Origin of the sequence: Nocardioides sp. URHA0020, assembly GCF_000620705.1 — a bacterium.
Taxonomy (GTDB): Bacteria; Actinomycetota; Actinomycetes; order Propionibacteriales; family Nocardioidaceae; genus Nocardioides.
In genome coordinates this window covers 203,311-219,170 of record NZ_KK211166.1, presented here as the reverse complement: position 1 = coordinate 219,170, position 15,860 = coordinate 203,311, and the positions used below count along the sequence as shown (strand labels likewise).

Genomic DNA, 15,860 nt, shown 5'->3' with positions numbered 1-15,860 from the left:
ATGCGGTGGTCGCGCCGACGCGGATTCGTCCCGGCTTCATTGACAACTAGAACGTGTTCCACCGATGCTGGGCCCCATGTGTGAGATCGGGGTCACACGCGATCCTGGGAGGGACACGTGACGCAGGCGCCGCCGCCGGCCGACTTGAAGATGCAGCGCTCGAGCCGCGATGCCAGCACGCTGCCGGCTCGCCTGGCCGCGTGGCTGGCGACGGTCCTGCCGCCGGGCGCCGACCCGGTCGTCACCCTGCACAGCGGGATCGACACCAACGGCATGTCGTCGGAGACCCTGATCCTCGACGCCGCGTGGACCGAGGACGGCGAGCCCCGGTCCGGGGAGTACGTCGCGCGCGTCGCCCCGGCGGCGGAGGACCTGCCGGTCTTCCCCGGCTACGCGCTCCAGGACCAGTACGACGCGATGCGGATCGTCGGTGAGCGGACCGAGGTGCCGGTGCCGGCCGTGCGCTGGATGGAGTCCACCGGAGCCGTGCTCGGCACGCCGTTCTTCCTGATGGACCGCATCGACGGGGTCGTCCCGCAGGACGTGCTGCCCTACAACTTCGGCGACAACTGGCTGCACGACGCGTCCCCCGAGGACCAGGCCCGCCTGCAGCGCGCGAGCGTCGGGGTGCTTGCCCAGCTGCACGCGATCCCGGACGCAGCGACGACCTTCGGGTTCCTCGAGCCGCGGCACGCCGGCAGCACCCTCCTGGAGAAGAACCTCGCCCACGTGCGCGCCTGGTACGACTTCGCGGTGCCCGACATCGGCCGCTCCCCTCTGGTCGAGCGCGGTCTCGGCTGGCTGGAGGCCAACCTGCCCGCGACCGACGAGGCCGTCCTGGTCTGGGGTGACGCGCGGATCGGCAACGTGATGTACCAGGACTTCGAGCCGGTCGCCGTGCTGGACTGGGAGATGGCCACCATCGGGCCGCGCGAGCTCGACGTCAGCTGGATCCTCTTCGCCCACCAGGTCTTCGAGACGATCACCGGGATGCTCGAGATGCCCGGCATGCCGCACTTCCTGGCCGAGGCCGACGTGGTCGCGACGTACGAGGAGCTCACCGGCGTCGAGCTCGGCGACCTGCACTGGTACCACGTCTACAACGCCGTCGAGTGGTGCATCGTCTTCATGCGCACCGGGGCCCGGCAGATCCACTTCGGCGAGATCGAGCGGCCCGACGACATCGAGAGCCTCTTCCACCACAAGCCGCTGATGGAGCGGCTCCTCGACGAAGCCGGAGCGTGACGACGTGAGTGGCATCAGCCCCCTCGACGAGTTCCCGCTGCACCAGGCGCCCCTGCCGCTCGCGTGGGCCGACAGCAGCGACCGCAACTTCTACGACCGCTCCTACTTCAACGCCCACGACCGCACCGGCGACATCATGGTGATCACGGGGCTCGGCTACTACCCCAACCTCGGCACCAAGGACGCCTTCGTCCTGGTCGCGCGCAACGGGAAGCAGACCGCGGTCCACCTCTCCGACGTCGTGGACCAGGACCGGCTGAACCCGCACGTCGGCGCCTACCGCATCGAGGTCCCGGACCCGCTCAAAAAGGTCCGCATCGTCCTCGAGGAGACCGAGGGGATGTCGGTCGATCTGACGTGGGAGGGCACCTGCGAGGTCGTGCAGGAGCAGCCCCACGTGATGCGCTCCGGCAGCCGGGTCACGCTCGACGCCCAGCGCTTCGCGCAGCTCGGCACCTGGAGCGGCACGATCGTGGTCGACGGCGAGGAGATCGTCGTCGATCCCGCCACCTGGCTCGGGAGCCGGGACCGCTCCTGGGGGATCCGCCCCGTGGGGGAGGCGGAACCTCCGGGGGCCCCGGCGGACCCGCCCTTCGAGGGCATGTACTGGCTCTACGTCCCGATGCAGTTCGACGACTACGCCATCTGCCTGATCATCCAGGAGAGCCCCGACGGCTTCCGCACCCTCAACGACTGCACCCGGGTCTGGAACGACGGCCGCGTCGAGCAGCTCGGCTGGCCGCAGGTCGACATCAGCTACGCGTCCGGCACGCGCACCCCGACCCACGCCCAGATCCGGTGCACCACGCCCGAGGGCAAGCCGCTCGTGTTCGACGTCGAGTCGCGGCTCGCCGTACCTCTCCACGTCGGTGGTGGGTACGGCGGCGACCCGGACTGGACCCACGGCGCCTGGAAGGGCGAGGGGTTCGCCGAGCGCCTGACGTACGACCTGGCCGACCAGGCCGTCCAGGGCAGGTTCATGTTCGGCGTGATCGACCACGTCGGCCGCGCGACCTGCGACGGCACGGAGGGCTTCGGGCTCTTCGAGCACGGCATGATCGGCCGCCACGATCCCTCCGGCTTCCCGGACTTCTTCACCCTCGCGCCCTGACCGCCCCATCCATCCGCACAGCAGGAGATCGTCATGAGCCTCGACCAGAGCACCATCTTCATCGACGGTGAGTGGGCCTCGCCCGCGACCGGCGACACCCTCCAGGTCGTCTCGCCCCACTCCGAGCAGGTCGTCGCGACCGTGCCCGAGGGCAGCAAGGCCGACATCGACGCCGCCGTCGCCGCGGCCCGCCGCGCCTTCGACTCCGGCCCGTGGCCCCGGATGAGCCCGGCCGAGCGCATCGACGTCGTGCAGAGCTTCTCGAACCTGTACGCCGGCAAGATGGGCGACATGGCCGAGATCATCTCGACGGAGATGGGCTCGCCGCTGTCCTTCTCCAACCTGGCGCAGGCCCCCGCCCCCTGGATGCAGATCGAGGCCTTCCTCGGCATCGCCCGCGCGTTCCCGTGGGAGGAGGCCCGCGCCGGCTCGCTCGGCGAGGTCATCGTGCGTCACGAGCCCGTCGGCGTCGTCGCGGCGATCCCGCCGTGGAACGTCCCGCAGTTCACGATCATGTCCAAGCTGATCCCGGCGCTGCTCGCGGGCTGCACGATCGTCATCAAGCCGGCGCCCGAGACCCCGCTCGACACCTACCTGATGGCCGACCTGCTGATGGAGGCCGGCGTACCCGCCGGTGTCGTCAACATCGTCGCCGCCGGCCGTGAGGTCGGCGAGCACCTCGTGGCCCACCCCGGCATCGACAAGGTCGCCTTCACCGGCTCCACGGCTGCCGGCCGCAAGATCGGCGCCGTGTGCGGCGAGCAGCTCAAGCGGGTCTCGCTCGAGCTCGGCGGCAAGTCCGCCGCGATCGTCCTCGACGACGCCGACCTGGCCGCGACGGTGGAGGGCCTGAAGTTCACCGCGCTGATGAACTCCGGGCAGGCCTGCGTCGCGCAGACCCGGATCCTCGCCTCGCGCGCCAACTACGACAACGTCGTGGAGGCCCTCGCCGCCGGAGTCGGCGGGATGCAGGTCGGCGACCCGCTCGACCCCGCCACCGAGATTGGTCCCATGGTCGCGCAGCGCCAGCAGGAGCGGGTGGAGAAGTACATCGCGCTCGGCCAGGAGGAGGGCGCCCGCGTCGTCCTGGGTGGCAACGGCATGCCGGACGGGCTCTCGTCGGGCTGGTACGTCCGGCCGACGATCTTCGCCGACGTCCACAACGGCATGCGGATCGCCCAGGAGGAGATCTTCGGGCCGGTCCTCTCGGTGATCCCCTTCGACGACGTCGACGACGCGATCCGGATCGCCAACGACTCCGAGTACGGCCTGGCCGGCACCGTCTGGACCGGTGACGTCGAGGCCGGCCTGGACGTCGCCCGCCAGGTGCGCGCCGGCACGTACGGCGTCAACACCTACACGATGGACTTCGCGGCGCCGTTCGGTGGCTTCAAGAACTCCGGCGTCGGACGCGAGTTCGGCCCCGAGGGTCTGGCGCAGTACACCGAGCTGAAGTCCATCTACAAGCCCTGATCGAGTCGTCCGCCTCAGGCATCTCTCTGCACCGGCCTGAGGCGGACGACCCGGTCTGAACGGTTGACACCGCGCGGCGATGTGTAAGACCCCACACGAAACTACCGATAGGTAGTGCGGGAGACCCGGGTCACATAGTCTCGGCACATGAGCGCCCAGAACCCCATCCCGGCAGGCGATCCAGCACTCGTCGGGCCGCCCGACCCCGAGCACGACCCGCGCGCGTCGTACGCCCTGGAGCCGGAGTACGTCGCGGCGCTCACCGCCCGCCTGACCGCGACGAGCGGCACCACCGCCGAGGTGCGCTCGCCGCTCAACGACGCCCCGCTGGCCCACATCCCGCAATCGACGACGCAGGACGTCGCCACCGCGTTCAGCCGGGCGCGGCAGGCGCAGGTCGCCTGGGCGCGCACGCCGGTCGACGTCCGCGCCGCGATGCTGCTGCGGCTGCACGACATCGTGCTCGACCGCCAGGAGGAGATCACCGACCTGGTCATCTGGGAGAACGGCAAGGCCCGCAAGCACGCCTTCGACGAGCCGCTGCACGTCGCGCTCACCGCTCGCTACTACGGGCGTACGGCGGGCCGCCACCTCGGCACCCGCCGGGTGCCGGGCGTCTTCCCGGTGCTGACGCGGGCCGAGATCAACCGGGTGCCCAAGGGCGTGGTCGGCATCATCTCGCCCTGGAACTACCCCTTCGACCTGGCGCTCATCGATGGCCTGGCCGCGATCGTGGCCGGCAACGCCGTCGTCACGAAGCCGGACGCCCAGACCATGCTGTCCGCCCTGCTGGCCGCCGAGCTCCTCGAGGAGGCCGGCCTGCCGCGGGACCTCTGGCAGGTCGTCGCCGGCCCCGGCCCCGAGATCGGCGGCGCGATCATCGAGCGCGCCGACTACGTCTGCTTCACCGGCTCCACCGCCACCGGGCGCGCGGTCGCGAAGGCCTGCGCCGACCGCTTGATCGGCAGCTCGCTGGAGCTCGGCGGCAAGAACCCGCTGCTGGTGCTGCGCGACGCCGACCTGGAGAAGGCGGCAGAGGGCGCCGTACGCGCGTCGTTCTCCAGCTCGGGCCAGCTCTGCGTGTCGATCGAGCGGATGTTCGTGGCCGACCAGGTCTACGACCGGTTCGTCGAGCGCTTCGTGGCCCGCACGCAGGCGATGACCCTGGGCGCGACCCTGGAGTGGGGCAACGACATGGGCACGCTGGTCTCCCAGGCCCAGCTCGACACCGTGGTCGCCCACGTCGAGGACGCGGTCGCCAAGGGGGCGCGGGTGCTCACCGGAGGCAACCACCGACCCGACCTCGGCCCCTACTACTTCGAGCCCACGATCCTCGAGGGCGTGACGCCCGACATGACCTGCTTCGGCAAGGAGACCTTCGGGCCGGTCGTGTCGCTCTATCGCTTCCACGACGAGGCCGACGCCGTCTCGCGGGCCAACGGTGGCGAGTACGGGCTCAACGCCTCGATCTACAGCCAGGACGGCGACCGGGCGCGCTTCATCGCCCGCCACATCAAGTGCGGCACCGTCAACATCAACGAGGCCTTCGCGGCCACCTTCGCGAGCCTCGACACCCCGATGGGCGGCATGCGCGAGTCCGGCACCGGCCGGCGCCAGGGCGCCGAGGGGGTGCTGCGCTTCACCGAGACGCAGTCGGTCGCGACCCAGCGGGTGCTGCCGCTCGGGCCGCAGTACGGCATGTCCGACGAGCTCTACGCCAAGGTGATGACGCTCAACCTGCGCCTGCTCAAGAAGCTCGGCCGCGCATGAGCGCCTACGACTTCGACGTCCTGGTCATCGGCTCGGGCTTCGGCGGCTCCGTCACGGCGCTGCGGCTGACCGAGAAGGGCTACCGCGTCGGCGTGATCGAGGCCGGGGCGCGGTTCGCGGACGAGGACCTGCCCGAGACGTCCTTCGACGTCTCGAAGTACCTCTTCCGGCCGGAGGTCGGCTGCTACGGCATCCAGCGCATCGACGCGCTGCGCGACTGCCTCATCGTCTCGGGCGCCGGGGTCGGCGGAGGGTCGCTGGTCTACGCCAACACGCTCTACGAGCCCATGTCGGCGTTCTACGACGACGCCCAGTGGAGCCACATCACCGACTGGCGCGCCGAGCTCGCGCCCTACTACGACCAGGCCAAGCGGATGCTCGGTGTGGTCGACAACCCGCTCCGCACGCCGTCCGACGACGTCATGGAGAAGGTCGCCACCGAGATGGGCGTGGCCGACACGTTCCACGCGACCCCCGTCGGCGTCTTCTTCGGCGACGAGGGCGCCGGCATGGGCCAGACCGTCGACGACCCCTTCTTCGGCGGCGCGGGCCCCGAGCGCCGGACCTGCATCGGCTGCGGCTCGTGCATGACGGGCTGTCGCCACAACGCCAAGAACACGCTGGTCAAGAACTACCTCCACCTCGCCGAGGGCAACGGCGCCACGGTGCTGCCCCTCACCACGGTCACCCGGGTCGCGCCCCGCGACGGCGGTGGGTACGACGTGCACGTGCGCTACACCAAGGCGAAGATCAACCGGCGTACGTCGCGCCGCGTCCTCACCGCTGAGCAGGTGGTGTTCGCGGCCTCGGCGCTGGGCACCCAGCGGCTGCTGCACCGGATGAAGGACGAGGGCCACCTGCCCCGGGTCTCCGACCGGATCGGACACCTGTCCCGCACCAACTCGGAGTCGATCGGCGGCGTCATCGCGCCGCGCGAGAGCAGCGTCGACTACAGCCAGGGGATCGCGATCACCTCGAGCTTCCACCCCGACGCCAACACCCACATCGAGCCCGTGCGCTACGGACCGGGCAGCAACCTGATGTCGCTGCTCCAGTCGGTACTGACCGACGGTGACGGCGACGAGCCCCGGTGGCGCACCTGGCTGCGCGAGATGTGGGCGCAGCGGCGCGACATCGCCAACCTGTACGACATGAAGCACTGGTCCGAGCGCACCGTGATCGCGCTGGTGATGCAGAGCCTCGACAACTCGATCACGACGTACACCAAGCGGATCCCCTTCACCCGCAAGCGCTACGTCACCTCCAAGCAGGGTCACGGCCTGCCCAACCCGACCTGGATCCCGGCCGGCAACGAGGCGATCCGGATGATGGCCGACATCATGGACGGCTTCCCGGGCAGTGCCGTGGGGGACGCCTTCAACAAGCCGCTCACCGCGCACTTCATCGGGGGCTGCGCGATCGGCGACTCGCCCGAGACCGGCGTGGTCGACCCCTACCAGCGCCTCTACGGCCATCCCGGTCTGCACGTCGCCGACGGCTCGGCGGTGACCGCCAACCTCGGGGTCAACCCGTCGCTGACGATCACCGCGCAGGCGGAGCGGGCGATGGCCTTCTGGCCCAACAGGGGCGAGGTCGACGCGCGCCCTGACCTGGGCTCGACGTACCGCCGGATCGACGCGGTGCGTCCGGTCGCGCCGGTCGTCCCGACCGACGCGCCGGGAGCGCTGCGGCTCCCGATCGTCGGCGTCAGCTGACCGCTGACGAGGCTCGTCGCAGAAACCTCAAAAACCTCAGGAATCCCCGTGACCCGGTCCGAGAGCCCTCGTTGAGCCAGCGGACCCGGCAAACACGCTCCCTCCCACCGCCGGGTCCCGTGTCCAGGCGCTGTTCCGCAGTTGCAGGGACGGTCAGGGCCCGGCCAACCTCCCTCCCCGGCCGGGCCCTGATGCATCTCCGGACCCGTCGAGGGGGATCGGTAGGCTTCGCCTCATGACGGCGGCTGAACACGATCTGGTCCTGGTGGTCGACTTCGGGGCGCAGTACGCCCAGCTGATCGCTCGCCGTGTGCGCGAGGCGCGCGTCTACTCCGAGATCGTGCCGCACTCGATGCCGGTCTCCGAGATGCTGGCGCGCAACCCGAAGGCGATCATCCTGTCCGGCGGCCCGTCGTCGGTCTACTCCGACGGCGCGCCCGCGATCGACACGGCGGTCTTCACGGCCGGTACGCCGGTCTTCGGCATGTGCTACGGCTTCCAGCTGATGGCCCGTGGTCTCGGTGGCGAGGTGGCGCCCACCGGCGCTCGTGAGTACGGCCGTACCGCCGTCTCCGTAGGCCAGGGCGGCACGCTGCTCGCCGACCTCCCGGCCGCCCACACGGTGTGGATGTCGCACGGTGACTCCGTCGTCGCGGCCCCCGCCGGCTTCGACGTGCTCGCCTCCACCGACGGCACCCCGGTCGCGGCGTTCGAGGACGTCGAGCGCGGTCTCGCCGGAGTGCAGTGGCACCCCGAGGTGCTGCACACCGAGCACGGTCAGCGGGTGCTCGAGCACTTCCTGGTCGACATCGCGCACTGCCGCCAGACCTGGACGATGGTCAACATCGTCGACGAGCAGGTCGAGAAGATCCGCACCCAGATCGGCGAGCGCGGCCGCGCCATCTGCGGGCTGTCGGGCGGCGTCGACTCCGCGGTCGCCGCCGCCATCGTGCAGCGTGCCATCGGCGACCGGCTGACCTGTGTGTACGTCGACCACGGGCTGATGCGCCAGGGCGAGACCGAGCAGATCGAGCGTGACTTCGTGGCCGCGACCGGCGCCGAGCTCGTGGTCGTGGACGCCGAGAAGCAGTTCCTCGACGCGCTCGCGGGGGTGACCGACCCGGAGGAGAAGCGCAAGATCATCGGTCGCGAGTTCATCCGCACCTTCGAGGCCGCCGAGGCCGCGGTGCTCGGTGACGCCGTCACGGGCGACGACGCCGACACCGTCGCCTTCCTGGTGCAGGGCACGCTCTACCCCGACGTCGTCGAGTCGGGTGGGGGAGCGGGCACCTCCAACATCAAGTCGCACCACAACGTCGGTGGCCTCCCCGACGACCTCGAGTTCGAGCTGGTCGAGCCGCTGCGCACGCTCTTCAAGGACGAGGTCCGGCTGGTCGGCGAGCAGCTGGGCCTCCCCGGTGAGATCGTGTGGCGGCACCCCTTCCCCGGGCCCGGCCTGGGGATCCGGATCATCGGCGAGGTCACCCGCGAGCGGCTCGACATCCTGCGCGAGGCCGACGCGATCGCCCGCGAGGAGCTGACCCGGTCGGGACTCGACCGCGACATCTGGCAGATGCCGGTCGTGCTGCTGGCCGACGTCCGCTCGGTCGGCGTGCAGGGCGACGGCCGCACCTACGGCCACCCGGTCGTGCTCCGGCCGGTGACGTCCGAGGACGCGATGACGGCCGACTGGGCCCGGTTGCCGTACGAGCTGATGGAGCGGATCTCCACCCGCATCACCAACGAGGTCCGTGAGATCAACCGGGTCACGGTCGACATCACCTCGAAGCCCCCGGGCACCATCGAGTGGGAGTGACGTCGGCCGGACACCGCTCGCGAGGGTTTTTTCCGCAAGGTTTCTGCAAGTAGGCGGACTTTGCCGGTCCCAGCCCCTAGTGTTACCACCGAACCGCCGGGGACCCGAGACCCCGGCGGTTCTTCAATTTCGGGTCAGGCGTGGCCGTCGAGCGGCGCCAGCACGTCGGCGGCGAACCGCCCCATCGCCTCGAGCTTCTGCTCCAGCGTGGCGTCCAGGCCGTAGTAGTACGCCCACGGCATCGTCCAGCAGTCGGTGACGCCGCCGGCCCAGGCCCGCTCGAAGTGCTCGGGGAGGAAGGCGTCGTTGAGCGCGGTGATCACGGCGAAGTCGCCCTCCGCGCCGATCGCGTCCCGGGCCGTCTGCAGCCGGGCCGCGATGTCGGTGGCCTCGTCGATCGAGTAGAGGTCGCCGACCCAGCCGTCGTGGCGAGCGGCCCGACGGAAGGCGATGTCCGAGAGGCCGCCGACGATGATCGGGATCGGCGCGGTCGGCGTCGGCTCCATGACCAGCCGGGGCGCGGTGTAGAAGTCGCCCCCGAACTCCGTCCAGCCCGGCTTCCACAGCTCGGCCATCAGGGCCAGCGCCTCGTCGGTGCGCCTGCCGCGCGTGGAGAAGTCCTGCTCGAGCAGCTCGAACTCCTCGCGGCACCAGCCGATCCCGACCCCGAGGCTGACCCGGTTGCCCGACAGCACCGCCGCCGTACCCACGCTCTTGGCGACCTGGAACGGGTTGCGGATCGAGGGCACGTAGACCGACGTGAAGAAGCGCAGGCGGGTGGTCACCGCCGACAGGGCGCCGATGAGCACCCACGGGTCGGGCCACTCGGCGTCGTGGTCCCAGCGCCGGGCACCGTCCGGCGTGTAGGGGTACGGCGTCGCCAGCTCCTCGAGGTCGACGACGTGGTCCGGTACGGCGATCGAGTGGTAGCCGAGCTCGTCGGCGGCGCGGGCCAAGGGGATGAGGTGGTCGACCGGCTGGAAGGCGGTGCTGATGGCGAAGCGCACGCGCCCACCCTAGAGCCACAGTAGAACGCGTTCTAGTCCGGTGGAGTCGTGCCGGGGTTGGAAGTGCGGTCGCTGGGTACTCCCCGCACAACGAAGGGCCGGCCACTCACGCAGTGGCCGGCCCTGTCGTCGCTCTGAGCTACTTCGTGAAGAGGCTGACGCCTCCGGGACCCACCAGCAGGCCGACCACGATCAGCACGATGCCGAAGAGCAGCTGCCCACGGAACAGCTGCACGATGCCGCCCACCACGAGAATGACGGCCAAGATCCACAGAATGAAAGCCACGGGTTTTCCCTCCTACGACGCAGCATCTCTGCGTCAGGGACGGTTGTACCCAGCAGATCTCAAGTCAGTCCCGGCCGTAGGCAAAATCAGGGCGGGGTCGACGTGCCCGCCGTCGACCCGGACCGCGTTCGCTCAGTCGCCCTCGGTGTAGTCCCCGACGATGTGCATGGCGGCCTCCTCGGCCGAGCCGGCACCGTCGTCGATGCCGATGTCGGTGCCCACCAGATCCTTCTCCTCGTCCTCGCCGAGCCCCTGGTCCACATCGACCAGGCGACCGGCCCGGACGTCGCCCACCTCGCCGTCGTCGGAGAAGTCGTCGTCGGTCTCGGCGTACGGGTCCGGCTCCGGCTCCTCCTGCGCGATGCGCTGGTCGATGCCCTCGCGGTGCTCCTCCTCCCAGGGCGTGTTGCCGTAGCCCTGGCCGGCGGAGTAGTTCTCAGGCGGGGAGTAGCCGCGGTCGAGCTCGTCGGCGACGGTCGGGTCACCGAGGTCCTCGATGTTGCCCGGCTGGTCCTCGTCGTCGACGCTGTAGCCGCCGTAGATCTCCTGGTCGCCGTTGTCCGAGCTGCTCATCGTCGTGTCCCTTCGCCGTACGTCGTGGTGCGTTCGCGGACCGGGCGGCCGATGCCGGCCCCGATCTCGACGAGCTCCTGGACGGTCTTCGCGGAGCCGTGCTCCGAGCCGGCCATCCGCGAGATCGTCTCTTCCATCAGGGTGCCGCCGACGTCGTTGGCCCCGGCCTGGAGCATGGCCCGGGTGCCGTCGACGCCGAGCTTGACCCAGGAGGTCTGGATGTTGCTGATCCGCCCGTGCAGCATGATCCGGGCCATCGCGTGCACGGCCAGGTTGTCGCGCAGCGTCGGACCCGGTCGGGCCACGCCGGCGAGGTAGATCGGCGCGGACGTGTGCACGAACGGGAGCGGCACGAACTCGGTGAAGCTCGCCCCACCGGCCTCGAAGGCGGCGTCCTGGACCGTCGCGAGCACCTTGAGGTGCCCGACCCAGTGCCGCGGGTGGTCGACGTGTCCGTACATCATCGTCGAGGTGGTCGGAAGCCCGACCCGGTGCGCGGTGCTGACGATCTCGACCCAGGTCTTCGTCGGCAGCTTGCCCTTGGTGAGCACCCAGCGGACCTCGTCGTCGAGGATCTCCGCGGCGGTGCCGGGCAGCGAGCCCAGGCCGGCCTCGCGGGCCTTGATCAGGAAGTCCTCGATCGACAGCCCGGTGCGGGCGGTGCCGTTGACGACCTCCATCGGGCTGAACGCGTGCACGTGCATCTCCGGCACCCGCTGCCGCACGGCGGAGACCAGGTCGAAGTACGCCGAGGCCGGCAGCTCGGGGTCGATGCCGCCCTGCATGCAGACCTCGGTCGCGCCGAGCTCCCACGCCTCCTGGGCGCGGTCGGCGACCTCGTCGAGGGAGAGCGAGTAGGCGTCCGCATCGGTGCGCCGCTGGGCGAAGGCGCAGAACCGGCAGCCGACGTAGCAGACGTTGGTGAAGTTGATGTTGCGGTTGACGACGTACGTCACGTCGTCGCCGACGGTCTCGCGCCGCAGGTCGTCGGCGAGCCGGCAGACCTCGCGCAGCAGGTCGCCCTCGGCCGTCATCAGCGTCAGCGCGTGCTCGTCGGACAGGTTGCCCGGGTCTCGCTCGGCGGCGGCGAACGCCTCACGCCCCTCGGCGTGCAGGACCGCCGGCCCTCCGGTGCGATCGGCCGCGTGCTGGACCTCGTCCCAGTCGCCGTACACGTTGGCGAAGTCCGAGCGACGGTCGTCGGTGCGCCCTCCGCCAGGTCCTTCCCGGTCGACGGCCTCGAAGAGGTCGGTGCGCCCGACGCTGGCGAACCCACCGTCGGGCTCCTGCCACGGCAGGCCCTCCGGTCGTACGCCGGGGCGGGCCAGGCCGTCGTCCGTGGCCAGGGCCGCCACGTGGCCCGAGACCCGCGGGTCCAGCCAGGGCTCGCCGGCCCGGACGTACTCGGGGTGCACGGTGAGCCGCGCGGTGAGCTCGAAGCCGCACCGCGCCGTGAGGTCGCGCAGCCGCTCGAGCGAGGGCCAGGGGCGCTCGGGGTTCACGTGGTCGGGCGTCAGCGGGGACACCCCGCCCCAGTCGTCGACGCCCGCACCCAGCAGCAGCCGGCACTCCTCGAGGTCGACCAGGTTGGGCGGTGCCTGCACGCGGGCCTTGGGGCCCAGGACGATCCGGGTGACCGCGATGGTGGCGCGGTAGTCGTCGAGGGCGAGGTCGTCGGCGTGCCGCATCGCGGTGTCGGGCTTCGCCCGGAAGTTCTGGACGATCACCTCCTGGACCGCACCGAAGGCTCGGGAGACCTGGCGCAGCGCGAAGATCGTGTCCGCCCGCTCCTCGAGGGTCTCGCCGATGCCGACCAGCAGCCCGGTGGTGAAGGGGATCGACAGCCGTCCGGCGTCCTCCAGCACGCGCATCCGGACCTCGGGGTCCTTGTCGGGGGAGCCGTAGTGGGCCTCGCCCCTGGTCTCGAAGAGTCGCCGTGAGGTGGTCTCGAGCATCATCCCCATCGAGGGGGACACGGGCTTGAGCCGGTTGAGCTCCTCCCAGGACATGACGCCCGGGTTGAGGTGGGGCAGCAGCCCGGTCTCCTCCAGCACCCGCACCGCCATCGCCCGCACGTAGGCCAGCGTCGAGTCGTAGCCCTGCTCGTCGAGCCAGGCCCGGGCCTCGGGCCAGCGGTCCTCGGGCCGGTCGCCGAGGGTGAAGAGCGCCTCCAGGCAGCCGAGCTCCGCACCCTGGCGCGCGATCTCCAGGATCTCGTCGGGGGAGAGGAACATCGCGTGGCCGGCCCGCGTCAGCTGGCCGGGCGACTCCACGAAGGTGCAGTAGTGGCAGCGGTCGCGACACAGCTTCGTGACCGGGATGAAGACCTTGGGGGAGTACGTCACGACGCCGGGGCGGCCGGCGGCGACCAGGCCGGCGTCACGGACCTTCGCGGCGACCGCGGTCAGGCGGTCGAGGTCGTCGCCGGTGGCGGACAGCAGGACCGTCGCCTCGGCGGGGTCGAGGGCGGCACCGCGCTCGGCGCGCGCCAGCGCCCGGCGTACCTGTTGGGGAGTCGGCTGCTCGCTCATCCCGGCCAGGCTAGCCAGCCGTCCCCCATCGGGGACGGCCGGCCCAGCCAATGGTCAGACCGGCACTCGCTCGGACTCGGCCTCCGCGGCCGGCTCCGCCGGCGGCACGACCGGCGGCTTGCGGTCCAGCGCGCTGGGCCACCAGATCCGGCCACCGAGGTCGAGGTTGATCGCGGTGACCAGGACCGAGCGCACGATCATCGTGTCCAGCAGGACACCGAGCGCGATGGCCGTGCCGATCTGGAGCGCGAACGTGAGCGGCATCGTGGCCAGCGCTCCGAAGGTCGCCGCCAGGACGATGCCGGCCGCGGTGATCACGCCGCCGGTGGAGGCGAGCGCGATCAGCGATCCGCGGCGCGTCCCCTTGCCGACCGTCTCCTCCCGGACCCTGGTCATCAGGAAGATGTTGTAGTCGATGCCCAGGGCGACCAGGAACACGAACGCGTAGAGCGGGAAGCCCGGATCCGTGTGCGGGCGGTCGTAGACCAGGTCGAAGACCACGCCCGAGATGCCCAGGGCGGCCGCGAACGACAGGATGACCGTCCCGATCAGGATCAGCGGAGAGGTCAGCGCCCGGAGCAGTCCCATCAGGATCAGCATCACCGCGAGCAGCATGATCGGGATGACGACCTTGTTGTCGCGGGCCGACGCCTCCTGGATGTCGATGGTGACGGCGGTCCAGCCCCCCACCTGGGCGTCCGAGCCCTTGACGGCGTGCACCGCGTCGCGGACCTCGTGCACCGCCTGGATCGACTGGTCGTCGAGAGCGTCGGCGGTGAGGTTGACCAGGATCAGCGCGGTGCCGTTCTTCTGCGCGGCGACCACCGGCTCGGAGATGCCGTCGATCCCCTTCAGTGCGGCGACGACCGCGTCGGCCTGATCCGCGTTGGCGACGATCTGGGCCGGGGAGCTCGCGTCGACCAGCCCGTGCTCGACCAGGAGCTCGTTGCCGGCCACCGACTCGACGTCGTGACCGGCGACGTAGGTCTCGTCGTTGGGGATGCCGGAGGTGTCGAGGCGCAGGGCTCCGAGCGCGATCACCAGCAGGACGCCGGTGGTGAGGATCCAGACCTTGCGGGGCCGCGGCGCGATCCGGTTCCCGGTGCGGGCCCAGAAGCCGGACTCGGTGGGCTCCTCGGTGCCGAAGCGCGGGATGAACGGCCAGAACACCCAGCGGCCGCAGATCACCAGCAGCGCGGGCAGGAGGGTGACCATGACCAGGAAGGTCACGGCGACCGCCACGGCGTTGGCCGGGCCGAGTCCCGCGGTGGAGTTGAGCTCGGCGAACATCAGGCAGAGCAGTCCGACGACGACCGTCGTGGCGCTGGCGAAGATGGCCGGTGCGGCGCGGTGGAGCGCGTACGCCATCGCCTCGTGGCGGTCCTCGTGGCGGCGGAGCTCTTCTCGATACCGGGCGACGAGCAGCAGGGCGTAGTCCGTCCCGGCGCCGATCACCAGCACGGTCATGATGAACTGCGTCTGGCCGTTGATCGTCATGTCGGCGTACTTGGCCAGCAGGTAGAGCACACCCATCGCGATGCCGAGGCTCACGACGGCGCAGAAGATCGGCAGCGCCCACAGCACCGGGCTGCGGTAGCTGATGAGCAGGATGAGGATGACCGCGCAGAGCGTGATCAGCAGCAGCCGGCCGTCCATGCCGGCGAAGGCCGCGGCCTGGTCGGCAGTGGTCCCGCCGGCGCCGGCGACGTACACCTCGACCCCGTCGATGGCGGTGAGGTCGCGGATCTCGTCGGCGACGTCGGGCATGTCCTCCCACAGCTCGTCACCGCGGTTGATCGTGAAGTCGAGCTTCGCGACCTGGCCGTCCTCGGAGACGTACGGCGCGGGGATGCCCGCCGTCGCGGCGCCCTGCGGCGTGATGACGTCGGAGACACCCTCGAGCTTGGCGATCTCCTGGCCGTGCCCCTCGATCGCCGTGAGGTCCTCGTCGGTGAGGCCGGACTCGCGGTAGTAGACGACGGTCGTCACCAGGTCGTTCGGGTCCTGGAACTCCTCGAGACGCTGGATCGCCTGGGTCGACTCGGCGCTCTGGGGCAGCCACGACTCGGCCTCGTTGTTCTGGACGCTCGTGAGCTTGCCCGCGAGGGAGCCGAAGATCCCGAGGAGCACGAGAACGGCGACGAGCACGAACCACTTGGTCCACTTGCCGGTCAGCTTGCCGGCGATCTGACGGTGCATGGAGCTCACTCTTCCAGGAGGTGGGGACAGTCGGCATCGGGGTTTTCCCCTAGTCCGACCGTCGAAGGATGGCGGACTCATCGGTCGCCTGTACGACGAACGGGCGAGACGGGAGCGGACAGGTGTTCTAGGTT

At 70.5% G+C, this 15,860-nt stretch carries 11 protein-coding genes; 6 read left to right on the top strand and 5 right to left on the bottom strand.

From position 1 onward, the window contains the following. The first annotated feature begins 117 nt into the window (after nt 1–117). From N542_RS0105480 to guaA, 6 genes are all read left to right on the top strand, one after another. The gene (locus N542_RS0105480; protein ID WP_028643057.1) at nt 118–1,245 is read left to right on the top strand and encodes a phosphotransferase family protein; all 1,128 of its coding nucleotides are present in this window, start codon (nt 118–120) and stop codon (nt 1,243–1,245) included. Nucleotides 1,246–1,249: 4 nt separating this feature from the next. Beyond that, nucleotides 1,250–2,356: a hypothetical protein gene (locus N542_RS0105475; protein ID WP_028643056.1), complete on the top strand. Its 1,107-nt coding sequence runs from the start codon at nt 1,250–1,252 to the stop codon at nt 2,354–2,356. 33 nt (nt 2,357–2,389) lie between these two features. Further along, complete coding sequence (locus N542_RS0105470) at nt 2,390–3,829, top strand: aldehyde dehydrogenase (protein WP_028643055.1); 1,440 nt, start codon at nt 2,390–2,392, stop codon at nt 3,827–3,829. Between the two features lie 147 nt (nt 3,830–3,976). Further along, nucleotides 3,977–5,599, top strand: a complete 1,623-nt coding sequence (locus tag N542_RS0105465; RefSeq protein WP_028643054.1) for a succinic semialdehyde dehydrogenase — start codon at nt 3,977–3,979, stop codon at nt 5,597–5,599. Next, nucleotides 5,596–7,314: a GMC oxidoreductase gene (locus tag N542_RS0105460; RefSeq protein WP_028643053.1), complete on the top strand. Its 1,719-nt coding sequence runs from the start codon at nt 5,596–5,598 to the stop codon at nt 7,312–7,314. Before N542_RS0105465 ends, N542_RS0105460 begins: the two co-directional genes overlap by 4 nt. A gap of 235 nt (nt 7,315–7,549) precedes the next feature. After that, entirely contained in the window at nt 7,550–9,130 is a 1,581-nt protein-coding gene (guaA, locus tag N542_RS0105455) for a glutamine-hydrolyzing GMP synthase (protein ID WP_028643052.1), read from the top strand. Between the two features lie 134 nt (nt 9,131–9,264). On the opposite strand, the gene N542_RS0105450 is transcribed toward guaA, so the two are convergent. The 5 genes from N542_RS0105450 to N542_RS23565 all read right to left on the bottom strand — a co-directional run bounded on the left by N542_RS0105450 (nt 9,265) and on the right by N542_RS23565 (nt 15,726). Then, nucleotides 9,265–10,137, bottom strand: a complete 873-nt coding sequence (locus tag N542_RS0105450) for a TIGR03619 family F420-dependent LLM class oxidoreductase (RefSeq protein WP_028643051.1) — start codon at nt 10,135–10,137, stop codon at nt 9,265–9,267. Nucleotides 10,138–10,276: 139 nt separating this feature from the next. After that, the gene (locus N542_RS27780; RefSeq protein WP_197025867.1) at nt 10,277–10,423 is read right to left on the bottom strand and encodes a GPGG-motif small membrane protein; all 147 of its coding nucleotides are present in this window, start codon (nt 10,421–10,423) and stop codon (nt 10,277–10,279) included. Between the two features lie 132 nt (nt 10,424–10,555). Continuing rightward, entirely contained in the window at nt 10,556–10,996 is a 441-nt protein-coding gene (locus N542_RS0105440; protein ID WP_028643050.1) for a DUF5709 domain-containing protein, read from the bottom strand. Continuing rightward, nucleotides 10,993–13,527 (bottom strand): bifunctional FO biosynthesis protein CofGH, encoded by a 2,535-nt coding sequence (locus tag N542_RS0105435; protein WP_028643049.1) that lies wholly within the window; start codon nt 13,525–13,527, stop codon nt 10,993–10,995. The genes N542_RS0105440 and N542_RS0105435 overlap by 4 nt, the downstream gene beginning before the upstream one ends. A 54-nt stretch (nt 13,528–13,581) precedes the next feature. Beyond that, nucleotides 13,582–15,726: an MMPL family transporter gene (locus tag N542_RS23565; RefSeq protein WP_036506534.1), complete on the bottom strand. Its 2,145-nt coding sequence runs from the start codon at nt 15,724–15,726 to the stop codon at nt 13,582–13,584. Nucleotides 15,727–15,860 lie beyond the last annotated feature (134 nt).